This window comes from Sphaerotilus microaerophilus (genome assembly GCF_023734135.1).
Taxonomy (GTDB): Bacteria; Pseudomonadota; Gammaproteobacteria; order Burkholderiales; family Burkholderiaceae_C; genus Sphaerotilus; species Sphaerotilus microaerophilus.
Map to the genome: position 1 here is coordinate 3,936,874 of NZ_AP025730.1, position 23,011 is coordinate 3,959,884.

General features: G+C 70.3%; 19 protein-coding genes and 1 tRNA gene. 9 read left to right on the forward strand and 11 right to left on the reverse strand.

The window, feature by feature from the left end; translation table 11 throughout:
* Positions 1-2: 2 nt before the first annotated feature.
* Genes pglZ through NGK70_RS16765 form a run of 3 tightly spaced genes read left to right on the forward strand, consistent with a single transcriptional unit; the run spans position 3 to position 6,222 of the window.
* Positions 3-2,807, forward strand: a complete 2,805-nt coding sequence (gene pglZ, locus NGK70_RS16755) for a BREX-2 system phosphatase PglZ (RefSeq protein WP_251969638.1) — start codon at positions 3-5, stop codon at positions 2,805-2,807.
* The gene (gene brxD, locus NGK70_RS16760; RefSeq protein WP_251969639.1) at positions 2,804-4,114 is read left to right on the forward strand and encodes a BREX system ATP-binding protein BrxD; all 1,311 of its coding nucleotides are present in this window, start codon (positions 2,804-2,806) and stop codon (positions 4,112-4,114) included. The genes pglZ and brxD overlap by 4 nt, the downstream gene beginning before the upstream one ends.
* The gene (locus NGK70_RS16765) at positions 4,111-6,222 is read left to right on the forward strand and encodes a DEAD/DEAH box helicase (protein ID WP_251969640.1); all 2,112 of its coding nucleotides are present in this window, start codon (positions 4,111-4,113) and stop codon (positions 6,220-6,222) included. Before brxD ends, NGK70_RS16765 begins: the two co-directional genes overlap by 4 nt.
* Positions 6,223-6,330: 108 nt before the next feature.
* Here the strand turns inward: NGK70_RS16765 and NGK70_RS16770 are convergent.
* Positions 6,331-6,407 (reverse strand) — tRNA-Arg (locus tag NGK70_RS16770).
* Between the two features lie 185 nt (positions 6,408-6,592).
* Here NGK70_RS16770 and NGK70_RS16775 point away from each other — a divergent pair.
* Positions 6,593-7,729, forward strand: coding sequence for a GGDEF domain-containing protein (locus NGK70_RS16775; RefSeq protein ID WP_251969641.1), 1,137 nt, complete (start codon positions 6,593-6,595; stop codon positions 7,727-7,729).
* A gap of 44 nt (positions 7,730-7,773) precedes the next feature.
* On the opposite strand, the gene NGK70_RS16780 is transcribed toward NGK70_RS16775, so the two are convergent.
* The 3 genes from NGK70_RS16780 to NGK70_RS16790 all read right to left on the reverse strand — a co-directional run bounded on the left by NGK70_RS16780 (position 7,774) and on the right by NGK70_RS16790 (position 10,064).
* Positions 7,774-8,529, reverse strand: coding sequence for a Crp/Fnr family transcriptional regulator (locus tag NGK70_RS16780; RefSeq protein WP_251969642.1), 756 nt, complete (start codon positions 8,527-8,529; stop codon positions 7,774-7,776).
* Between the two features lie 220 nt (positions 8,530-8,749).
* Entirely contained in the window at positions 8,750-9,232 is a 483-nt protein-coding gene (locus NGK70_RS16785; RefSeq protein WP_251969643.1) for a DUF2946 domain-containing protein, read from the reverse strand.
* A gap of 7 nt (positions 9,233-9,239) precedes the next feature.
* On the reverse strand, positions 9,240-10,064 hold the full coding sequence (locus NGK70_RS16790; RefSeq protein ID WP_251969644.1) for a class I SAM-dependent methyltransferase: 825 nt from the start codon (positions 10,062-10,064) through the stop codon (positions 9,240-9,242).
* Here NGK70_RS16790 and gloB point away from each other — a divergent pair.
* Together gloB and NGK70_RS16800 are read left to right on the forward strand one after the other, a co-directional pair.
* Positions 10,063-10,848, forward strand: coding sequence for a hydroxyacylglutathione hydrolase (gene gloB, locus NGK70_RS16795; protein ID WP_251969645.1), 786 nt, complete (start codon positions 10,063-10,065; stop codon positions 10,846-10,848). The genes NGK70_RS16790 and gloB overlap by 2 nt on opposite strands.
* Positions 10,849-10,898: 50 nt before the next feature.
* Entirely contained in the window at positions 10,899-12,701 is a 1,803-nt protein-coding gene (locus NGK70_RS16800; RefSeq protein WP_251969646.1) for a transglycosylase SLT domain-containing protein, read from the forward strand.
* A gap of 83 nt (positions 12,702-12,784) precedes the next feature.
* Here the strand turns inward: NGK70_RS16800 and recR are convergent, their stop codons facing one another.
* From recR to dnaX, 3 genes are read right to left on the reverse strand one after another with little or no spacing between them, the layout of a single operon-like run.
* Positions 12,785-13,408 (reverse strand): recombination mediator RecR, encoded by a 624-nt coding sequence (gene recR / locus NGK70_RS16805; RefSeq protein ID WP_251969647.1) that lies wholly within the window; start codon positions 13,406-13,408, stop codon positions 12,785-12,787.
* 19 nt (positions 13,409-13,427) lie between these two features.
* Entirely contained in the window at positions 13,428-13,754 is a 327-nt protein-coding gene (locus NGK70_RS16810; protein WP_251969648.1) for a YbaB/EbfC family nucleoid-associated protein, read from the reverse strand.
* A 41-nt stretch (positions 13,755-13,795) separates the two neighbouring features.
* Entirely contained in the window at positions 13,796-15,883 is a 2,088-nt protein-coding gene (gene dnaX / locus NGK70_RS16815) for a DNA polymerase III subunit gamma/tau (protein WP_251969649.1), read from the reverse strand.
* A 115-nt stretch (positions 15,884-15,998) separates the two neighbouring features.
* Here dnaX and NGK70_RS16820 point away from each other — a divergent pair, with 115 nt between their 5' ends.
* From NGK70_RS16820 to NGK70_RS16830, 3 genes are read left to right on the forward strand one after another with little or no spacing between them, the layout of a single operon-like run.
* Complete coding sequence (locus tag NGK70_RS16820) at positions 15,999-17,153, forward strand: AIR synthase related protein (RefSeq protein WP_251969650.1); 1,155 nt, start codon at positions 15,999-16,001, stop codon at positions 17,151-17,153.
* 26 nt (positions 17,154-17,179) lie between these two features.
* Positions 17,180-17,977 carry a leucyl/phenylalanyl-tRNA--protein transferase gene (aat, locus tag NGK70_RS16825; RefSeq protein WP_251969651.1) on the forward strand — a complete coding sequence of 266 codons (798 nt, stop codon included), beginning with the start codon at positions 17,180-17,182 and terminating at the stop codon, positions 17,975-17,977.
* Positions 17,974-18,732: an arginyltransferase gene (locus NGK70_RS16830; protein WP_251969652.1), complete on the forward strand. Its 759-nt coding sequence runs from the start codon at positions 17,974-17,976 to the stop codon at positions 18,730-18,732. The genes aat and NGK70_RS16830 overlap by 4 nt, the downstream gene beginning before the upstream one ends.
* Here the strand turns inward: NGK70_RS16830 and NGK70_RS16835 are convergent.
* From NGK70_RS16835 to rbfA, 4 genes are read right to left on the reverse strand one after another with little or no spacing between them, the layout of a single operon-like run.
* Entirely contained in the window at positions 18,724-19,671 is a 948-nt protein-coding gene (locus NGK70_RS16835) for a DMT family transporter (protein ID WP_251969653.1), read from the reverse strand. The two genes, NGK70_RS16830 and NGK70_RS16835, sit on opposite strands and share 9 nt — an antisense overlap.
* Positions 19,668-21,497, reverse strand: a complete 1,830-nt coding sequence (gene typA / locus NGK70_RS16840) for a translational GTPase TypA (protein ID WP_251969654.1) — start codon at positions 21,495-21,497, stop codon at positions 19,668-19,670. Before typA ends, NGK70_RS16835 begins: the two co-directional genes overlap by 4 nt.
* A gap of 53 nt (positions 21,498-21,550) precedes the next feature.
* Complete coding sequence (gene truB / locus NGK70_RS16845; protein WP_251969655.1) at positions 21,551-22,627, reverse strand: tRNA pseudouridine(55) synthase TruB; 1,077 nt, start codon at positions 22,625-22,627, stop codon at positions 21,551-21,553.
* 8 nt (positions 22,628-22,635) lie between these two features.
* Positions 22,636-23,007: a 30S ribosome-binding factor RbfA gene (gene rbfA / locus NGK70_RS16850; protein ID WP_251969656.1), complete on the reverse strand. Its 372-nt coding sequence runs from the start codon at positions 23,005-23,007 to the stop codon at positions 22,636-22,638.
* Positions 23,008-23,011 lie beyond the last annotated feature (4 nt).

The window sequence follows — 23,011 nt, forward strand, 5'->3', positions numbered from 1 at the left end:
GTATGGCCCTGTCCGTCAACGAGGCCCAGATCACCGCGCAGCTGGACGCGGTGCTGGGCCGCGACCCGCAGGCGCGTGTGGTGGCCATGCGCAGCGCCAGCAAGCTGGCTTGGCCGAGCACGATGAGCCGGCGCAACCGCCAGTTCACGCTGCGCTGGTGCGAGAGCCGGCTGGCCCTGCGCGAGGCGCTGGACAGCCTGGACGAAGCCGCGGGCGACGGCACGCCTGACGGCCTGGTGCTGCTGACCCCGCTTACGGAGCAGGAGGTGCCTGCCGACGTCGTGGCCCGTCTGGCACGGCACCGCGTGTTCCAGCCCCAGGGCTGGGAGATCGTGCGTCAGCTCTTCGGCGCCCAGGGCACCGATGCCCGCCTGGGTGCGCATGACTGGATGCCGCAGGTGCTGGTCGAACTGGCCCAGCAAGGGCCTTATGTGCCGGTGGCCAGCAGCTTTCTGGATGCCGAGACGGCCTGGCGCGAGGTACTGGGGCGCTGCCTGGAGTTGGACAACGCCCGGCCCGACGCCTGCGCACTCCTGGCCTGGACCCTGCGCCCGGATGCCGATGTGCTGCTGGCCCGACTGCCCGAGCGCGCCCGCCGCGACACGCTGAGCTGGCTGGTCAGGCACGCCGGCAGCAGTGGCGAACTGACGGTGCGCTGCATCGGGGCTGGCCGCAGCGGCGACGCGGTGGCGTTGGCGCTGGTCTGTGCCGTGGTCTTCGCGCCGCAGGGCGAGGGGCGCCATGAGCTGGCCACGGCCGCGGTGCGCCTGGAGCGCTACGCGGGTGACCAGCCGCTGGGCATCGAGGCGGCCCGGCGCTGGAGCCAGGACGCGCGCCAGCTGGTGCAGACGCTGCCGCTGGAGGCGTTGCGTGGCGCCCTGGACCGGGCCGATGCGCTCCTCGCCGACCTGCGCGTGGCCGACCTGGCGCACTACAGCGACCTGCTGCCCCTGGGGCTCGAACAACGCCTGGCACGCTATGCCCAGGCCTTGGAGGCCCATCTGACTCAGCCGGGCGAGAGCACCATGGCCGAGGTCGAAGACGCTGCCAAAGCGGTGCTGCTGCACCACCTGGCCGCGACACAGGCGCTGCGCAGCGAGCGGGTGCGGATGTCGCGTCGCCTGGCCCGCTGGTGGGGCCGCCCCGGCACGAGCGCGTCGGCCTCGCCCACGGACCTCGACAGCCTGGCCGCACAGCACAACGATGACGGTGCCTTTGTCGACTGGGCGCGCGCGCGCCTGCTGGGCGGGGACGAACTGGCCTCGCTCTCGCAGGCCTATGCCCGGCTGCGATCGGCAGTCCAGGCCCGGCGCGACCTGGCGGCCAGATCGTTTGCGACGGCCCTGAGCCAGTCGCTCAAGTCAGCCCGCACGCCTGGTGCGCGCAGCGTGCCGGTGGAGCAGGCACTGGAGCGCGTCGTCCTGCCACTGGCCCAGAGCCAGTCGGTGCTGCTGCTGGTGGTGGACGGCCTGAGCGTGGCCATCTTCCGCGAGCTCTTCGAGCGCTGCGAGCGCCATGGCTGGAACGAACTGATCCGTCAGGACGCCGAGCGCCCGGCCTTCGGCCTGGCCGTGTTGCCGACGGTGACCAGTGTCAGCCGGGCCAGCCTGCTGTCCGGCGGCATCACCACCGGGGGGCAGTCCATCGAGAAACTCGCCTTCACCCGCCATGCAGGCCTCGCCTCCTTGGGCAACGCCCATTTGAAGCCACGCCTGTTCCACAAGGCCGATCTCATCGACGACGGCCACCTGGCCACCGAGGTGCGGGCAGCCATCGGTGATGCTGCGGTGAAGGTCGTCGGCGTGGTCTACAACGCCGTCGATGACCACCTGAGCGGGCCGGAGCAGTTGAACCAGCGCTGGGACTTGCAGGACCTGCGGCTGCTGCTGCCCATCCTGCGCGAGGCGCTGACGGCGCGCCGCGTGGTGTTGGTGACAGCCGACCACGGCCACGTGCTGGAAGACGGCAGCCGCCAGGTCGGAGCCGCTCAGGGTGGCACGCTCGGCAACGCAGAGGCGGCCAGCGATCGCTGGCGCGCAGGGTCGCTCGCCGAGGTGGCCGAAGAGGTGGCGCTGTCCGGGCACCGGGTGCACACACCCGACGGTCTGAACAGCGCCGTGTTGCTCTGGAGCGAGACCGCCCGCTACACCGGCCGCAAGAACGGCTACCACGGCGGCGCCGCGCCGGCCGAGGTGGTGGTGCCGATGAGCGTGTTCGCGCCATTCGGCGTCGAGGTGCCTGGCCGGAAGCCGGCCCCGCCCCAGCAGCCGGAATGGTGGGATCTGCCCGGTGTGGTGCTGCCTGTGCCCGAAAGACCGGTAGCGGCCAAGCCTGCGCCGCGGCGCGCGCACAAGGCAGCCCCCAAGACAGCGTCAGCACCGTCGCTCTTCACCGAAGACGAGGCGCCGGTGCCGCAGACGGCCATGGCGACGGCTGCCCCGCAGCCTGCAGTGCCCGACGCGCCCGACTGGATCGGCGACCTGCTGACCAGCACGGTCTACGCGGCGCAGCGGCAGCTGGCAGCACGGGTTCAGCTGCCCGAAGACCAGATGCGCCGCATCCTCAAGGCGCTGGACGAGCGCGGCGGCAAGCTGGGCAAGGCAGCCCTGGCCCAGCGCCTGGGGATCGCTGAGATGCGGGTGGCGGGCGTGCTGAGCGTGGCGCGTCGCCTGCTGAACGTGGACCAGGCCGCCGTGCTGGTGGTCGACGAGGCTGCGGGCGTGGTGGAGCTGAACCGCGAGTTGCTGGCGGTGCAGTTCGCCATCGCTGTCCCCAGCGCAGCCCTCAAGCCGGGAGCCAAGACATGATCAGCGCAGCACGCCGGGACGACATCGTGGGCGCCTTGCGCCGTGGCACTGTGCCCAGTGCCGGGCTCGATGCCCTGGCGGTCGGCATCGGCGCACTCGCCCCGTGCCTGGACGAGGAGCTGGGCAACGTGGCCCTGGGCAAGGCCGGCTTCAAGGCCGTCAGAGGCGAGTACGGCAGCGGCAAGACCTTTTTCGGCCGCTGGCTGCAGGAGCGCGCCCGCACCCGCGGCTACGCCACCAGCGAAGTCCAGATCAACGAGACCGAGACTCCGCTGCACCGTCTGGAGACGGTGTACCGGCGGCTGGTAGAGCACCTTGCCACTGCGGACACACCCCAAGGCGCCTTCCGCACGGTGATCGACGGCTGGTTCTTCACCCTGGAGCAGGACGTGCTTGCCGACGAGACCGTCGATGCCGACGACACGGCTGCCTTGCTGGCCCGCGCCAACGAGCTGATGGAGGCCCGCCTGGCCAGCATCAGCCGCACAGCCCCCGCCTTTGCTGCGGTGCTGCGCGCCTACCGGCAGGCCCAGGCGGAAGGGGATGCCCAGGTCGCCGACGGGCTGATCGCCTGGCTGGCCGGCCAGCCCAACGTGGCCGCCAGCGTGAAGCGCCGAGCCGGCATCAAGGGTGACCTGGACCACTTTGCGGCGGCCAACTTCCTGGCCGGCCTGCTGACCATCTTGCGCGACAGCGGCTACAGCGGCCTCTTGCTGGTGCTCGACGAGGTCGAGACCCTGCAGCGCATGCGGGCCGACACGCGCGAGAAGGGCCTGAACGCACTGCGCCAGTGGATCGACGAGCTCGACGCGGGCCGCTACCCAGGCCTCTACCTGGTGGTCACGGGCACGCCCGCCTTCTTCGACGGTCCGCAGGGCGTGCAACGCCTGGCGCCGCTGGCCCAGCGGCTGCACGTGGACTTCGGCACCGACCGCCGCTTCGACAACCCGCGCGCGGTGCAGATCCGCTTGGCCGCATTCGACCAGGGCGCTCTGCTGGAGGTTGGGAGGAAGGTGCGTGATCTCTATGCCGAAGGGCGCCCCACCGAAGCACGACTGCGGCAGCAGGTAGGCGATGTCTATGTCGAGCAGCTGGCGCGCGCCGTGGCCGGTGGCCTGGGCGGCAAGGTGGGCGTGGCGCCGCGCCTGTTCCTGAAGAAGCTGGTGGCCGACGTGCTCGACCGCGTCGACCTGCATGAGGCCTTCGACCCGCGCCAGCACTACCAGCTCACCCTCGCCGATAGCGAGATGACCGTCAACGAGCGCGCGGCCGCCAGTGCCACGTCGGTGGATGACATCGAGCTGTGAGCAACAACGCCCGGTCGCCTGAGTTCGACCTGCTGCATCCGGCGCTGCAGCACCACATCGTCAACTCGCTCGGTTGGTCGACGCTGAGGCCCACCCAGCTCGCGGCCATCGAGCCCATCCACACGGGCCGCCACTGCCTGTTGCTGGCCCCCACCGCGGGCGGCAAGACCGAGGCGGCCTTCCTGCCCGTCCTGTCGCGCATGCTGACCGAGGGCTGGACCGGCGCGAGCGTGCTGTACGTCTGCCCCATCAAGGCACTGCTCAACAACCTGGAGGCCCGCCTCACCCACTACGCGGGGCTGGTCGGCCGACGTGTGGAGGTCTGGCATGGCGATGTGTCGGCTACCCGCAAGCGCAAGGTGCTCCAGGATCCGCCCGATGTGCTGCTCACGACCCCGGAGTCGCTCGAAGGCATGCTGATCTCACCGCGGGTGGAGCGTGACGCCTGGTTCGGGCAACTGCGCTGCGTGATTGCCGATGAGCTGCACGCCTTCGCGGCCGGCGACCGCGGCTGGCACCTGCGCAGCGTCATCACGCGCATCGACCGCTATGCCAGCAGTCCCCTGCAGCGCATCGGCCTGTCGGCGACGGTGGCCAACCCGGTGGAGCTGCTGGACTGGTTCGCACCTACGGGGCCGCGCGAGGTGGTGGGCAGCTCCAGCGTGAGGGCCGATGCCGACGTGACCATCGACCACGTCAGCACGCTCGAGAACGCGGCCATCGTGATCTCCAGGCTGCACCGCGGCGAGAAGCGCCTGGTGTTTTGCGATTCGCGCGCCAGCGCCGAGAAGCTGGGGTCGGGGCTGCGCGAACTGGGTGTGCGCACCTTTGTCAGCCATGCCTCGCTGTCGGTGGCTGAACGCCGCCATGCCGAGCAGGCTTTCGCCGAGGAACGCGACTGCGTGATCGTGGCGACGTCCACCCTGGAGCTCGGCATCGATGTCGGTGACCTCGATCGTGTCATCCAGATCGACGCACCCGGCACTGTCAGCTCCTTCCTGCAGCGGATGGGCCGCAGCGGTCGGCGCAGCGGCACCCGGCGCAGCTGCCTGTTCCTGGCCACTGGGGAAACCGCGCTGCTGGGCGCCGGTGCCATCTGCAGGCTCTGGTCGCAGGGCTGGGTCGAGACAGCCTACCCGCCGCCGCAGCCCTGGAACGTGCTCGCACAGCAGGCTCTGCTGATGGTGCTGGAACACGGGCAGGTCACGCTGGCCGAACTGCTGGCACGGCTCATCATGAGCTTCCCGGAACTGGAGCCAGCCGGCGTCCGCGCCTGCGTCGGCCACCTCGTCGCGCAAGCCGACCTCGCCAGCCCGGAGCCCGGCCTGATCCAGATCGGACCCAAGACCCAGGCCGCCCACGAGCGCAGCCACTACCGCGATCTCTTGGTCACCTTCACCGGCCCGGATCTGCTCGTCGGCAAGCACGGCACCGCTGAGGTCGGCTACCTCGATCCTGCCGTGCTGGTAGGCAAGCGCGACGAGCCCCTCAAGGTGCTGCTGAGCGGACGCAGCTGGACAGTGCGCGAAGTCGACTGGAAACGCCGTGTGGTGTGGCTGGAGCCAGCAACACTGGGCGGCAAGGCGCGCTGGATGGGCAGCGGCCGCGGCATGAGCGCCGAAGTCGCGACGGCGGTGCGCGAGCTGCTGCTCAGCGGCGAGGCGGGCGTCGCCAAGCTGTCCAAGCGGGCCATCGCGACGCTGGACGACCTGCGCGACACCACGCCCACACAGATCGACCCGCCAGCCGTGCAGGCCCAGGGAGCTGCCAGCTGGCGCTATTGGACCTATGCTGGCTCGGATGCGAACCGGCGCACCCAGCTCGCCTGGCACCACGCGGGTACGAGCAGCTCAGATGGCCTGTCGGTCACCTGGCGTGTCGACCCGAGACCGATCGGCAAGCTGACTGAACAGGACCCTGTGCTCAGCGACGAGGAGATCGCCGAGTTGGCGCAGCCCTTCAAGTTCGCAGAGTTGCTTGAGCCCGGTTGCATCCGGGATCTGGTCGTCGCCCGCCTTGCGTTGGCTTCACATCACGGCGACGGCCTCAACGAGACACTCGGTGATCCAGATAATCCGACCGTCCAAGCCGAGACCGATGCCACCTGAACTGCTACCGGGCCCGCCAGCCAGCTAGAAACGGCAACCATACGGTAACCAAGACAGGTAAGAGAAACCGGGTTAGCCCTCTCGCAACAGCTAACCCCTTGATTTCCCTGGCCTGCCCGGAGGGACTCGAACCCCCGACCTGCTGCTTAGAAGGCAGCTGCTCTATCCAGTTGAGCTACGGGCAGCATGGTGGGCCAAACGTCGGTCATCGGGGCCACCAGCCCTGCGTACCGACTGCTTTGGCAGACGGGCGGGAAGCATAACACCGCGCCGAGGCGCCACGCCGCCGCCCGCTCTGGCGCAGACAGGACGTCGCTGGCCATCTTCTCCGGGGTTCGGGCCAGGCGTCGCGCCGGAAAATGGCATCGACATGGACTCCCTGCCCCCGTCCAGCCCCCTGAAACCCACGCACCGCTCCGGCTGGGCTGCGTGGCTGTTGCCTCAGGACGCCAAGCGCAGGCTGCGCACGGAACAGACCGCCGTCGCGGGGCTGTTCTCGATCGCGTCGATCGGATTCCTCCAGTACGCGGGTTGGGCCGGCTATGCCAGCCAGCTCGCAGTGCAACTGTGGTCGCTGGTGACCCTGGGTGGCAGCGCCGGGTTCTTCCTGGCGATCCGCAGCGGTTGGTCTGAGCGCTTCAAGGATCCCTCGCTGACCATCGCACAGATGGTCTATGCGATCAGCGCCTGTGCGATGGCCTACATGCACACCGGCCCGGTGCGTGGCGCCCTCGTGACGCTGTTGATGGTGGTGATGATGTTCGGCATGTTCGCGCTGTCCACCCGCAGGGTGTTGGCGGTCGGTCTGTTCGCGCTGGCGGTGTTCGCGCTGGCGATGACCGTGTCGGCCTACCGGCAACCGCAGGTCGCACCAGCTGCCGTGGAGTGGGGCCACTTCATCATGCTGGCCTTGGCCATGCCGGCGGTGGCCGTGCTGGCCGAACGCCTGAAGCGGCTGCGGCGGCGGCTGCAGGACCAGAAGCGCGAGCTGCGGCAGGCACTGGACGAGATCCATCAGATGGCCACCCACGACAGCCTGACCGGGTTGGTGAACCGGCGCTGCCTGGATGAACTGCTCAAAAAGGAGATTCGCCGCAGCGCCCGCAGTGGCGCCCGGCTCTGCCTGGCACTGATCGACCTGGACCACTTCAAGCGCATCAATGACCAGCACGGCCACGCCTGCGGTGACGAGGTGCTGCGGGCCTTCGCGCGCGACGTCGGCCAGAAGGTGCGCATCACCGACGCGCTGGGCCGCTGGGGCGGCGAAGAGTTCGTGTTGCTCATGCCGGACGTGGACCTGCCTCGCGCCCGAGCCGGCGCAGAACGCCTGCGCCGCGAGCTGGAGCAGTTGGCCATCGTGCACGGCACAACGACGATCCACGTCACCCTGTCGGCCGGCGTGGTCGAGCTGCAGGATGGCGAGACCGCCGAGGCGCTGGTCAACCGAGCCGACCAGGCACTCTACGAGGCCAAGTCACGCGGCCGCAACACCGTGCTGGCCCGCTGACGCGGCGCACCAGCGCCGCGCCACACGCCCGGCATCGGGCATCGTCAGGCGTGGAAGCAGCCCGGCCCAGACGGACGCGCCAGAGCGGCTGTACCGCCCCGGTGTGCATAGGTAGCGGCAGCCGAGAGCGTCCAGCCCGGCTCGAACATGCGCGGATCGAGCCGCACGCGGCGCCCGCCGTCACGCACCAGGTCACCCTGGCGCCGCATGGCCGACAGCACGCGCGAGACGGTCTCCTCGGCGGTATCGGTCAGCGCGGCAATGTCAACCAACGTCGGCTGCTCACAGCTGGGAGTCGCGGCACGCCAGGGGCTCAGGCCCGCACCGCCGCGCGAGCCCTGCGACAGCAGCACCAGCAGGCGCCGCACGCGCTCGGGCACCGGCCCGCTGCGTAGCTCGGCCAGCTCGGCGGCGCGCTCCTGTTGGGTGATCAGGCTGCGCATCAACAGGTCACGCCAGGCGGCATCGTCCAGGTGTGGCAGCGGCGCAAGCACGCAGGCGACGATCGCCCGCGCGGTGTACATGGCCGGCCGGCCCCGCAGGGATTCGAGGCCGATCAGGCTGCCGGGTAGCGCCAGCAACACCGGAGCAGCCCGTTCGGCAACGGGGTCAAGCCGCAGCGCGCCGCTGATGAGCATGCGCGGCACCGGCTGTTCAGCGCCGGGCTGGATGGCAGCACCGCGCAGCAGGTGCTCGGCTTGCTCGATGGCGCTGGCTGCTGCGCGGCGGGCGTAGCGATTGGATTCACCGCAGTCCGCGTGCGGAGCAGCGCCCGGATATGGCAAGGAAGTCAAAGACATGGTCACTCTCTGCACGGACCAGGGCGTGGCGGTGCGCGGCGCGCGCAGGGCCAGCGTGGGGTGGTGGCGCAGGGCGTCGCGCGAAACATCACCTGGGGCACAGCCCCGGTGAGATCGCCAGACGGCACGCCGGTCCGGCATTCAGGTCAGGTTGGATCTCGGCCCAGCGGCGGTGGCGCCTGACAGGCATCCCCTAGCGGGGCGGACGAAGCAGCAGCGGTCAGCCCGGTGCCGGGGGTGCACGCGAGGGCAGCAGCGCCCAAGCGACCTGCGCAAGGCACGCATCCGCCGAAGCGGGCGGCGGCGGCGAGCGATGCTCGACGACCGCCATGCCGGCTGCACCGGGCGAGGACGGCAGCGGCGCAGCACCAAAGGCCGGCACACAGTAGCCGCAGGCACGCAACTCGCCAAGCCAGTCGGCCGGCTCGGCATCACCAGCCGCCGCCCCATGGTCGACGGACGCCGAGGGGGCCACTGCCGAACAGATGTCGACCCACTCGATGGCCTCGGCGCGGGCGAGCGCATGGGACACCGTCGGCGCAAACGCAGCGAACCACATCGCCAAGAGGGCGATCCAGTGGGGCAGTCGATAACGGCGCAGGAGGTGCACGACAGTCAATGTGAGATCGGGGGTGCCGCCGCAGTGTAGTGCTTGGCTCGACAGGCCGGTCAGGCCAGGAACTGAGCCGTGGCGCACCTGCATGCGCAGATCAGATCGGCGACGGCTCGTCACGCGACTGCCGCTGTGCAACCACCGTCGAGGCGCTGCCGACCTGGCGGCGGAGCTTCCAGGCCGGACCGATCAGGCGCATGCCGCGCACACGCTTGACCGCCTGCAGCACGTAGACCGACCCGAGCACCGGCCACCAGCGCGCGCCGGTGTCTTCCACCCAGGCGCTGCGATCGAGCAGCCGCGCGGATGCAAACGGCGGCCGGTAGCAGCCGAACTGCCCTTGCTCGATCTCGAAGCCCAGCAGGCGGATCCAGTCGCGCAGCCGGCGCCAGCCGATCAAATCGCCCGCGACGGGCAGCCGCGTGTCGCCGCGCCCCAGGCGCTGCAGCAGCGGGGCCGCGCGGTGCTGCAGCCCCAGCAGGCTGGCCGGGTTGAAGCCGATCACCACCACACGGCCCTCGGGCATCAGCACGCGTTCGACCTCACGCAGCGTGTGGTGCGCATCCTGGGCACGCTCCAGCGTGTGCGGCAGCACCACCAGGTCCAGGCTCTGCGAGGGAAAGGGCAGGGCCTCGAAGTCGGCCAGCACGCTCAGCGGCAACACGCCCGTCGACAACGGCAGCACACTGCCCGGGCCACCCGTTGTACCCTCGCCCGCGGCCGAACGCTCCAGCAGCCAGCGATGCGGCATGCGGTTGGCACGCAGGCCCTGCACTGCAGGCCAGCCGACCTGCAGGGCGTGGAAGCCGAACAGGTCCGCCACGATGCGGTCCAGCTGGGCCTGCTCCCACTCGCGCACGCAGCGGCCGTAAGGGGTCTCCAGCCAGGGGTCGATCTCTATAATCCAGCGACTGAACGTCATGAATGTCGTAGCACTGCCCGCCTTCACCGACAACTACATCTGGCTCATCCACGACGGCCGACGTGCCGTGGTGGTCGACCCAGGCGAAGCCGCGCCCGTCGTCGCGGCCCTGGCGCGGGAAGCGCTCGGACTGGCTGGCATTCTAGTGACGCACCACCACGGTGACCACGTTGGCGGCGTGGCGGACCTGCTGGCGCACTTCGGGCCGCAGCCCATCTGGGGGCCACGCCACGAGCGCATCGCCTTCGATGCCGGTGCGCCGGTGACCCCCGTGGGCCAGGGCGACGTGATCGGGCTGCTCGGCGCCGAGGTGCAGGTGATCGACACCCCCGGCCACACTGCTGGACACGTCAGCTATCACCTGCGCGTGCCCGGCGAGCAGGATGCACTTTTTTGTGGCGACACGCTGTTCAGCGCGGGTTGCGGCCGGCTCTTCGAAGGCACCGCAGCGCAGATGGCCCAATCGCTGGCCCGGCTGAGCTCGCTGCCCGGCGGCACCCAGGTCTGCTGCGCCCACGAATACACCCTCGCCAACCTGCGCTTTGCTGCCGCCGTCGAGCCCGACAACGCGGCCGTGCTGCAGCATCAGGCCCGCTGTGAGGCACTGCGGACCCAGGGCCAGCCGACGCTGCCGAGCACGCTGGGACTGGAACTGCAGATCAACCCCTTTCTGCGCTGCCGTGAGCCTGCGGTGCAAGCCACCGCCGCAGCGCGCGGAGCCGACGCGACCGACCCGGTGGCGGTGCTGGCCGCCCTTCGATCCTGGAAAAACGAGTTCCGATGACCCCTCCCCTGCCCCGATCCTGCCCCCGCCTGGCCCCGGTTGACGACGCCATGGCCACAAACCAGCACCGCACTCAGGCGAGCGGCACCCTCGGGACCTCTGCGTGGCTGGCCCTGGCCATCGCCACGCTGAGTGGCTGCGCCAGCTTGGATGGAAACGGTTTCTCGCCCCTGCAGCCGCCGCCGCAGGTCACCACGGTGCCAACCCGCAGCCCGGCAGATGGCCGCGCCGATGCCGCTGCCCCGGCAGGCACGACCACGTTGGCCACGCCTGCCGCCGTCCCGAACGCCAAGGACGCCAGGGATGCCAGCACTGCCAGCGTCGCCGCGGCCACCGCACCGGGCACGCCCGTCCCCGTGCAGGAAGGGCCCCTCGCCCCGGTGCCGGGCATCACGGCACCTGCTGCCCATGCCCCCACAGCCGCCGCCGCGGCCAGCGACGCGGGCGTTGACGTGGCCGGCCCGCCCAGCGATCCACTCGAACCCGAGGCTCCGGTTCAGCTCGACCCCGCTACCACCCACGCCGACCTCTGGGCGCGCATTCGCCGCGGCTTCGGCATGCCCCCGCTCGACAGCGACCTGGTGCGCGAGCACGAGCGCTGGTATGCCAGCCGGCCCGACTACGTGCAGCGCATGACCGAGCGCGGCTCGCGCTACCTCTTCCACATCGTTGCCGAGGTCGAGCGCCGCAAGATGCCGCTGGAGCTGGCGCTGCTGCCCTTCATCGAGAGCGCCTTCAACCCCACCGCGATCTCCACCGCCCGCGCCTCGGGCATGTGGCAGTTCATGCCGGGAACGGGGCGCGACTACGACCTGAAGCAGAACCTGTTCCGCGATGACCGCCGCGACGTGCTCGCCTCCACCCGCGCCGCACTGGACTACCTCGGGCGCCTGCACGGCATGTTCGGCGACTGGCAGCTCGCCCTGGCGGCCTACAACTGGGGCGAGGGCAACGTGAAAAAGGCCCTCGCGCGCAACGAGAAGGCCGGCCTGCCCACCGACTACGCCAGCCTGTCGATGCCGGCCGAAACCCGCCACTACGTGCCCAAGCTGCTGGCGGTGAAGCACATCGTGGCCGACCCGAAGGCGTTTGGCCTGTCCCTGCCCGAGGTCCAGAACCACCCCTACTTCCTGAGCGTGCCGATCCAGCGCGACATCGACGTGGCCCTGGCCGCACGGCTGGCCGGACTCAGCGTCGATGAGTTCCGCAACCTCAACCCGCAGCACAGCAAGCCGGTGATCCTCGCGGCCGGCACGCCGCAGGTGCTGCTGCCCTTCGACAATGCCGACCGCTTCGTGCAGCAGCTGAAGCAGCACCGTGGCCAGTTCGCCAGCTGGACCGCCTGGGTGGTGCCCAAGACCATGCGCCCGGCCGAGGCGGCCCGCCAGACGGGCATGTCAGAGGCCACGCTGCGCGAGGTCAACCGCATTCCGCCGCGCATGCTGGTCAAGGCCGGCTCCGCCTTGCTGGTGCCGCGCTCCGAGCGTCGGGTGGCTGACGTGCCCGAGGCCCTGGCCGACAACGGTCAGATGGCCCTGGCACCCGACCTGCCGCCGATGCGCAAGGTCAGCCTCAAGGCACGCAAGGGCGATACCGTGGCGAGCCTGGCGCGGCGCTACCGCGTCAGCCCAGCCCAGTTCGCACAGTGGAACCAGGTGGGCACCAGCAGCGCACTGAAGGCCGGCCAGGCGCTGGTGGTCTACCAGCCCAACAAGGTCAAGGCCAAGGCCCGCGCCGGCGCGGCGCCGCAGCGCAAGGTCGCTCGCCCCTCCTCCGCCGCGGGCCCGCAGGCCGGTAGCGTGGCCAAGCGCAGCCGGAGCAACGTGAAGGTCGCCCGCCGCGCGGACGATTGACGGGCGGGGCTGTGGCGCCGCGCTCACCCGGACGGGCGGCTCAGGCGGCGGAACCGTGGCGGCCTGCTGCGGTGGCGTGGTGATCAGCGCCGGTCGACCAGTGCGTGGGCAATGGTGCCCAGGTCGACGTATTCCAGCTCGCTGCCGATCGGCACGCCGCGCGCCAGGCGTGTGACCCGCACGCCAGCCTTCTGGAGCGCCTGCGCGATGACGTGCGCCGTCACCTCGCCCTCGGCGGTGAAGTTGGTGGCGACGATGACCTCCTGCACCGTGCCGTCGCCCACACGCTCCAGCAGCACCGGCAGGCCGATGTCGTGCGCCCCGATGCCGTCCAGCGGGCTGAGCTTGCCCATCAGCACGAAGTACAGGCCCTTGTAGCTGCCGGTGCGCTCCACTGCCGCCTGGTCGGCTGGCGTCTCGATGACGCAGAGCTGGCGCGCGTCGCGCAGCGGATCCAGGCAGGTGGTGCACACCGGCTGCTCAGTGAAGGTGTGGCAGCGCTCGCAGTGACGCACCTGGTGGACCGCTTCGTCGAGCGCATGGGCCAGCTGCAGCGCGCCATCCCGGTCATGCTGCAGCAGGTGGTAGGCCATGCGCTGGGCGGACTTGACGCCCACGCCGGGCAGGCGCCGCAGCGCCTCGATCAGGCGGCCCAGCGCATCGGCCGGACGCGCTGGCGGTTCGGCATGGCGTGCCCCGCTGGCCACGGTCGCTGCCCGCCGCGGATCAGAACGGGAACTTCATGCCCGGCGGCAGCGGCATGCCGGCGGTCAGCTTGCCCATCTTTTCCTGGCTGACCGTCTCGGCGCGGCGGATCGCGTCGTTGAAGGCGGCGGCCACCAGGTCTTCCAGCATGTCCTTGTCGTCGGCCAGCAAGCTGGGGTCGATCGCGACGCGCTTGACGTCGTGCTTGCAGGTCATCGTGACCTTGACCAGGCCGGCGCCGGACTGGCCTTCCACCTCGACGTTGGCCAGTTCGTCCTGCGCCTTTTTGAGGTTGTCCTGCATCGCCTGCGCCTGTTTCATCAGGCCGGCCAGTTGTCCTTTGAGCATGGGTGTCCTTTCGGGATGGGTTCGGAAATGGGAAAGAGCGTTCAGGCGGGGCGGATCGAGCCGGGCACGATGCGCGCCCCCGCGAAACGTGCGAGCAGCTCGGTCACGAGCGGATCATTGCGGATGATCGACTCGGCCTCCTCCTGCGCGTAGGCCTTGGCGGCGGCGTCGCGGCGGGCCGCGCTGTCGCTCACCACGCCGGCGACGATGTCCAGTGCGGCCGGCCGGCCCAGCAGTTCGGAGAGCGCCTCCTGCAGCCGGTCGCGGTGGCTGCCCTGGCGCAGCGACTCGCGCTCCACCCGCAGGGTCCAGCGCGGCGGGTCGGCTTGCTCGTCGATGGCGATGCACTGGGCCTGCCAGGCCAGCTCGCGCACCAGCCCGAACAGCACATTGCGCTCGAACCACTGCTCGCAGCAGGCCAGCCAGCGGTCGGTGCAGGCGACGTGGACGGGGTCGACCTCGGCGCCGCTCACCGGGCCGCTCACCGGGCCGCTCACTGGGCCGGTCACCGGGCCGGGCGCCGGCATCGACGCCGCAGAGACCTCGGCGTCGTCGGCCAGCCGCGCTGGCGCCGCCGTGGCGCCAGGCGAGCGAGCCGGGAGGCTGGTGTCCTCCTCGTCCCAGTCTGCCCAGGGCGGCACCGAGCTGCTGTCTGCCGCCGGGGCACTCACTGGCCGGATCACAGGCGCGGGTGCAGGCCGAGCAGCCGCCGCGGGCACGGGCCGTGGCGACGCTGCCGCCTCAGGCACCGGCATGGCCACGGGAGCAGGTGCGGGAACAGGCGTGGAAACAGGCGCAGGCACCCGGTAGGCCGGACGGGCTGCGACCGGGCTCTGGACCACCGGCGCCGGGGACACCGGCACCGCCACGCAGGCGCTGGGCAGGGCCGGCCGGCGCAGATCCTGGCTGACCGCCGCCGGGGTGGGCGCAGGCTTCGCCGCTGCAGGTGCAACAGCCGCCGCCGGTGCGGGGGCGGGTGAAGGCATCGCCGCCACATCGCGCGATGCCTTCGGCAAGCCAGCCCCATCGCCGAACGGCTTGAAGGCCAGCAGGCGCAGCAGCACCATCACCAGGCCGCTGTACTCGTCGGGCGCCAGCGCCAGCTCGGCACGGCCGTGCAGGGCCACGCTGTAGATGAGCTGGGTCTCGTCAGGCGCCAGCAGGCCGGCCACGCGCTGCACGGTGGCGGCATCGGGGTCGAGCGGATCGACCGCCGACGGCACCGCCTGCAGCACGGCCATTTGCTGCGCCAGCGTGGCCAGCTCCTCCAGCGTGCCGGCGGCCGACAGGCCCAGTGCACGCAACTCGTCGGCGGTGCGCACCAGCGCCACGCCGTCCCCGGCGGCCACCGCCTCCAGGATGCGCACCACATGGCCGCGGTCCACCGCGCCCAGCATCTGGCGGATCGCGCCCTCCTCCAGCCGGCCGGCGCCGAAGGCGATCGCCTGGTCGGTGAGCGACAGCGCATCGCGCATGGAGCCGCGTGCGGCCCGTGCCAGCAGGCGCAGCGAGCCGGCATCGGCCTCGATGGCCTCGGCCGCCAGCACCGTCTGCAGGTGCTCGAACACCGTCTCGGGCGCCATCGGCCGCAGGTTGAACTGCAGGCAGCGGCTGAGCACCGTGACCGGCACCTTCTGCGGGTCGGTGGTGGCCAGGACGAACTTCAGGTACTCGGGCGGCTCTTCCAGCGTCTTCAACATGGCGTTGAAGGCCGTCGTGGTGAGCATGTGCACTTCATCGATCATGTAGACCTTGAAGCGGCCCACCACCGGCTTGTAGACCGCCTGGTCCAGCAGCTGGCTGATCTCGTCGACGCCGCGGTTGGAGGCCGCGTCCAGCTCGACATAGTCGACGTAGCGGCCCGCATCGATGTCGCGGCAGGCCGGGCAGACCCCGCAGGGCTGGGCGGTGATGCCGCCATTGCCGTCCACGCCGGTGCAGTTCAGGCTCTTGGCGAGGATGCGCGAGACGGTGGTCTTGCCCACGCCGCGCGTGCCGGTGAACAGGTAGGCATGGTGCAGGCGCTGGTGCGTCAGCGCATTGCCCAGGGCCTGCACCACGTGCTCCTGCCCGACCATCTCGGCAAAGCTGCGCGGCCGGTACTTGCGGGCGAGAACGAGGTAGCTCATGGGGGCGCGATTCTACGGGTCGACCTACGGGTCGGCCCACGGGCTGGATCCGCTCACACCGTGACATCACGACCGGTGCGCCACGGGAGCGCCGCGTCTCCGATAATCGCGAGCTATGCACGCCCCAGACCCCTCCACCCCGGATCACACGGTCCGCCCCGAAACCCTCAGCTACGAACAGGCCGGCGTCCAGTACGACCTGATCGACCCGCTCAAGATCAGCGCGCAGCGCGCCGCCGCGTCCACCGCGGTGCAGCTGGCCGCCCATGGCTTCACCGAGGTGGCCGCCTCGCGCGGCGAATCGGCCTACGTGGTCGACGTCGGCCCGTTCTACCTCGCCTCCATCGTCGAATGCCTGGGCACCAAGACCCTGGTGGCCGACGAGATGGCCAGGCTCACCGGCAAGAGCTACTACGACCGCATCGCGCAGGACACGATCGCCATGGCGATCAACGACCTGATCACGGTCGGCGCCACGCCGCTGGTGGTGCAGGCCTACTGGGCCGCCGGCGGCAGCGACTGGTTCGGCGACGCCGAGCGCGCCCAGGCCCTGGTGGCCGGCTGGAAGGCCGCCTGCGAGACCTGCCAGGTGGCCTGGGGCGGCGGTGAGACGCCCGCACTGGCCGGCATCGTCGAAGGCGGCCGGGTGGACCTGGCGGCCTCCTGCACCGGCCTGATCAACCCGAAGGAGCGCCTGTCCGTCGGTGACCGGCTCGGCGAAGGCGATGCCATCGTGCTGCTGGCCTCCTCGGGCATCCACGCCAACGGCCTGAGCCTGGCGCGCAAGCTGGTCGAGCGCCTGCCGCAGGGCTACCTGACCGAGGTCGACCCGATCCACCATCCCGGCCTGACCTACGGCGACGCGCTGCTGGCCCCCACCGTGCTGTACTCCCCGGTGACCGAGGCACTGTGGAAGGCCGGCATCACGCCGCACTACTGCGCCAACATCACCGGCCACGGCTGGCGCAAGCTGCTGCGCCACCCCTCGACGCTGACCTACCGCATCCGCCAGGTCCCGCCGGTCACGCCGGTGCTGGGCTTCATCCAGCGCCATGCGGGCCAGGACGACCGCGAGGCCTATTCGACGCTGAACATGGGCGCCGGCTTCGCGATCTTCGTCCGTGCCGACGACGCCGAGCGCACCGTCGCGGTCGCCCAAGCGCAGGGCGTGGCAGCGATTGTCGCTGGCCACGTCGAGGCGGGGCCGAAGCGGCTGATCGTCGAGCCGCTGGGCATCGAGTTCGGTGCGGATGACCTGCAGCTGCGCTGATCCTCCCACCAGCGCTTGGGCCGCCGATGATCCCCTGGCTGCCTGAGGACGACGACCGCACACCCTTCCCGCCCACGCGACAGGCGCTCGGGCCGGGCAGCGACGCGCCCGGCCTGCTCTGCGCGGGCGGGCGGCTGAACCCGGCCCGGCTGCGGCTGGCCTACCGCCACGGCATCTTTCCCTGGTACGGCCCAGGCCAGCCGGTGCTGTGGTGGACCACCGACCCGCGCATGGTCCTGCAGGTGGCGCACTTTCGCCTGCACCGCTCCCTGCGCAAGACGCTGCGGCGCTTCCTGGGCACGCCGGGCTGCGAGATCCGCTTTGACAGCGCCTTCGACCGCGTCCTCGCCGCCTGCGCCGGCACCCCGCGCGAGGGCCAGGACGGCACCTGGATCGTTCCCGAGCTGCAGTCGGCCTACGGCCGCTGGCACGCCGCCGGTCAGGTGCATTCGGTCGAGACCTGGATCGGCGGCGAGCTGGTGGGCGGCCTGTACGGCGTGAACCTCGGGCGCATGTTCTTCGGCGAGTCGATGTTCGCCCTGCGCACGGACGCCTCCAAGATCGCCCTGGCTGCGCTGGTGGTGTTCTGCCGGGCCCAGGGCATCGAGTGGATCGACTGCCAGCAGCAGACCCGCCACCTGGCCAGCCTGGGCGCGGCACCCGTGCCCCGCAGCGAGTTCGAAGCCCACCTCGAACGCGTGGTGGATCAGGAGCCCCCAGCGCGCTGGATCTATGATCCGGCGCACTGGGCGTGGCTGTCGGAACTGCAGGCCGGCGCCCAGCCAGACGCCCTTCCTCCGCCCCCCAGCCAGCCGCCCGCGTGACCTACCCCAAGGACCTGCCGCTCGCGCAATTGCAGTTCTACGCGACGGCGCCCTATCCCTGCAGCTACCTGAGCGAGCGGCAGGCGCGCTCGCAGGTGGCCACGCCCTCGCACCTGATCAACGCCGACGCTTACTCCGAGCTGGTGGCCAACGGCTTTCGGCGCAGCGGCCTGTTCACCTACCGCCCATACTGCGACGGCTGCGAGCAGTGCGTGCCGCTGCGCATCCCCGTTGGCGAGTTCCAGCCCACCCGCAGCCAGCGCCGCGCCTGGAAACAGCATGGCGCGCTGCAGGTGCGCGTGATGCGCCTGGGCTTCGCGCCCGAGCACTACCAGCTCTACCTGCGCTACCAGAACGAGCGCCACGCCGGCGGCGGCATGGACCAGGATTCGGTCGACCAGTACACCCAGTTCCTGCTGCAAAGCCGCGTCAACTCGCGGCTGGTGGAATTCCGCATCCCCGGGCCGCAGCACGCGCCCGGCGAGCTGAAGATGGTGTCGATCCTCGACGTGCTCAACGACGGGCTCTCCGCCGTCTACACCTTCTACGCCCCCGAGGCCGGCAGCAGCTACGGCACCTACAACGTGCTCTGGCAGATCGAGCAGGCGCGCGTGCTCGGCCTGCCCTTCCTCTACCTGGGCTACTGGATCGCCAAGAGCCCGAAGATGGCCTACAAGGCGCTGTTCCAGCCACACGAGATCCTGCGGCGCGGCCAGTGGCTGCGGCCGCATGCCTCGCTCAACCAGTCAGCCTGAGGCAGAGCCGGCGCGTTGGCGCAGGGCGATCAGCTCGTTGCCCACCAGCGCGCCCAGCACCAGCAGCCCTCCCGTGAGTGCGCTCGCCGCAGGTGCCTCGCCAGCACCCAGCCAGGCCCAGAGCACGCCGAAGATCACCTCCAGCAGGCCGAGCAGGGAGATCTCCGGGGCCGGCAGCACGCGGGTCAGCCCGACCACCAGCAGGCAGGGCACGGCGAGCTGGAACACCCCCAGACCGGCCAACAGGAGCAGGTCATGCCCAGAGGCTTGCAAAGGCCAGGCCAGCGGTAGCATGACCACGGAGGACAGCAGTGCACCGATCAGCACCGCTGGCAGCATGTCCAGCGTCGCGGGGGTTTCGCCACCCATCCCGCCGCCCAGACTCTCGTCCGGGTCACCCTGGCCATGCAGCGTGTGCTGCATCACGGTGAAGTTGATGGCCGCGGCCAGCGGCACCGCCAGAGCGACCAGCATGCCCAGCAGGCTGCGCGCATTGGCGGCCTGCACCTCCCGGCCGAACATCCAGGCGATCCCGACGCCGGCCACCGCGATCGCGCACCAGGTGCGCAGCGGCAGGCGGTGGTGAAGCACCATGCGCGCCAGCAACGCCGTCAACAGCGGGCCGATGGACATCGTCACCAGCACGTTGGCCACCGACGTCAGTGTCAGCGCCAGCATGAAGGCCGTGAACATCACCGCCCAGCACAGCCCGGAGATCCACAGCACCGGCGGTGCGCTGCTCAGCCCCTGCCACAGCGCGCGGCCGCGCATCACCCCGAGGGCGCCAACCAGCGCCAGCGCATTGAAGGCGCTGCGCCAGAAGGTCACCTCGAAGCCCTCGGCCGCCTGCAGGTGGCGCGACACCACACCCGCACTGCTCCACAGCAGCGTGACCACCACCATCAGGGCGACGGCGCGGGCATGCCGCGCGCCGTTCATGCGCCCTCGCGGGACGCGCGGCGGCGCTCGTGCTCGGACAGGTGGCGCTTGCGCAGGCGGATCGACTTGGGCGTGATCTCGACCAGCTCGTCGTCCTCGATGAACTCGACGCCGTACTCCAGCGTCAGGTCGATCGGCGGGGTGATCTTGATCGCGTCTTCCTTGCCGCTGACGCGGAAGTTGGTCAGCTGCTTGGTGCGGGTGGCGTTGACCACCAGGTCGTTGTCGCGGCTGTGGATGCCGACGATCATGCCCTCGTAGACCGGATCGTTGGGCTTGACGAACATGCGGCCACGGTCGTCCAGCTTGCCGAGCGCGTAAGTGAAGATCTCACCGGCGTCCATCGAGATCAGCACACCGTTCTTGCGCCCGGCGATCTCGCCGCGGTGCGGCTCGTAGCCGTCGAAGATGTTGCTGATCAGGCCCGAGCCACGCGTCAGGTTCATGAACTCGTTCGAGAAGCCGATCAGGCCCCGCGCCGGGATGCGGTACTCGAGGCGCACACGCCCGTGGCCGTCCGGCTCCATGTTGACCAGCTCGCCCTTGCGCTCGCCCAGGGCCTGCATCACGCCGCCCTGGTGCTGCTCTTCCACGTCGGCGGTGACCATCTCGATGGGCTCGTGCTTCTCGCCGTTCACATCATGAAACAGCACTCGCGGCTTGGAGACGGCCAGCTCGTAGCCCTCGCGGCGCATGTTCTCCAGCAGGATGGTCAGGTGCAGTTCGCCCCGACCCATCACCTCGAAGATGCCGTCTTCGCTGGTTTCGGACACACGCAGCGCGACGTTGCTTTGCAGCTCCTTCTGCAGGCGGTCCCAGATCTGGCGGCTGGTAACGTACTTGCCTTCACGGCCGGCCAGCGGGCTGGTGTTGACGCAGAAGTTCATCGTCAGCGTCGGCTCATCGACCTTGAGCATCGGCAGCGGCTGCGGGGTGACCGCGTCGGTCACCGTCACGCCGATGCCCAGGTTCTCGATGCCGTTGATCAGCACGATGTCGCCCGGGCCGGCCTCAGTGGTCTGCACGCGGTCCAGGCCCTGGAAGGTCAGCACCTGGTTGACGCGGCCCTTGTAGGTCTTGCCGTCCGTGCCCTCGCAGACCAGCACGTCCATCGACGGCTTGATCGTGCCGGCGTTGATGCGGCCCACGCCGATGCGGCCGACGAAGGTCGAGTAGTCCAGCGCCGAAATCTGCAGCTGCAGCGGGGCGCTCGGGTCGCCCTGGTGCGCCGGCACGTGCTTCAGGACCGTGTTGAACAGCGCCGACATGTCCGGCCCCCACTGCTCGCCAGGCGCACCTTCTTCCAGCGAGGACCAGCCGTTGATGCCCGATGCGTAGACCACCGGGAAATCCAGCTGCTCATCGGTGGCGCCGAGCTTGTCGAACAGGTCGAAGGCGGCGTTGACGACCTTGTCGGGGTTGGCACCCGGCTTGTCGACCTTGTTGACGACCACGATGGGCTTGAGGCCCAGCGCCAGCGCCTTCTTGGTGACGAAACGGGTTTGCGGCATCGGGCCTTCCTGGGCGTCGATCAGCAGCACCACGCCGTCGACCATCGACAGCGCGCGCTCCACCTCGCCGCCGAAGTCGGCGTGTCCGGGCGTGTCGACGATGTTGATGTGGGTACCTTCCCAGCTCACGGCGCAGTTCTTGGCCAGGATGGTGATGCCCCGCTCGCGTTCGATGGCGTTGCTGTCCATCACGGTGTCGACGACCTTCTCGTGCTCGGCAAAGGTGCCGCTCTGGCGCAGGAGTTGGTCCACCATGGTGGTCTTGCCATGGTCGACGTGGGCGATGATGGCGATGTTGCGGATGGGTTTGCTCATGATGCGGTGCGTGTCTGAGGCCGGTGCGGCAGGAAAAGGCCTGGGCCGGTCGTTCAGGAGGCGCTGGCGCCGCGGGACGCGGCGCTGCGGTTCAGGGCGGCCTGGGCTGCAAGCAGCTGGGCCTCGACTTCGATGGGGCTGAGGAGGCGGTCGGAGATCAGCTCGCCGGCCGTGACGTGGGCGCTGCCCAGGAAGGCATGCCCCCCCGGACCGTAGACACGCAGGCGCGGCGTGTCAGCCAGCTCGACCCGGCGGCGCATGCCCGACAGGAAGCGCCCGGCGTCGGCGAGGCTGAGCTCCACTTTCGGCCAGTCGGTCAGCAGCACGTCCACCGGGCGCAGCAGCGCCACGCGCTGCTCGTCGTCCATGCCCAGCAGGTCGTCCAGCGTCACGGCCTGCGCCAGTGAGAGCGTGCCAGCGCCGGTGCGGCTGAGCGCCGCCAGGTGGGCACCGCAGCCCAGCCGCTCGCCGATGTCCTCGGCCAGCGTGCGGATGTAGGTGCCCTTGCTGCAACGCACGTTGATCACCAGGGTTTCGGGGCGCTCAGCCTGCCAGTCGACGATGTCGATGGCGTGAATCGTCACCCGGCGCGGCATGCGCTCGACCGTCTGCCCGGCGCGGGCGTACTCGTAGAGCGCACGGCCCTGCACCTTCAGCGCGGAATGCATCGGCGGCAGCTGCTCGATCTCGCCGGTCAGCGCCGCACAGGCGGCTTCGACCGCGGCACGGTCGGTGGCCACTGGCCGCTCCTCGATCACCTGGCCCTCGCGGTCACCGCCTTCGGTGCGCTGGCCCAGGCGCAGGGTCGCGTGGTAGGCCTTGTCGGCCTCCAGGCTCACCTGGCTGAACTTGGTCGCGCCGCCAAAGCACAGCGGCAGCAGCCCGGTGGCGAGCGGGTCCAGCGTGCCCGTGTGGCCGGCCTTTTCGGCGCGCAGCAGGTTCTTGACCTTCTGCAGCGCGTCGTTGCTGGTCCAGCCCAGCGGCTTGTCCAGCAGCAGCACGCCATGCAACGCGCGGCGCGGCAGGCGCACCCGCGGCGCCGCGGTGGCGGCTCGCGCTGCGACGGCAGCGTCCTGCACGTCGGCAGATTCGGTGACAGCGGCAGTGGCGGACGTCATTTCGGCGGACATGGTGGGGCTCAGTCCTCGCTGTCCTTCGCGCGGCTGGCGTTGGCCTGGTTGATCAGCGCGCTCAGGTCCGCCGCCCGTTCGGTGGTGCGGTCGAAGTGGAAGTGCAGCGTGGGCACCGTGTGGATGGCCAGGCGCTTGAACAGCCCGTTGCGCAGGAATCCAGCGGCCTCGTTGAGGGCCGTCTCGCACTCCGCGGCGTCACCGACGAGCACGGAGAAGTAGACCTTCGCGTGGGCGTAGTCCGGCGTCACATCGACGCCACTGATCGTGACCATGCCGATGCGGGGATCCTTGAGTTCGCGGATCAGCTCGGCCACATCGCGCTGGATCTGGTCGGCCACGCGGAAGCTGCGGTTGGGTGTGGCTCGCTTGTGTCGCATGGGA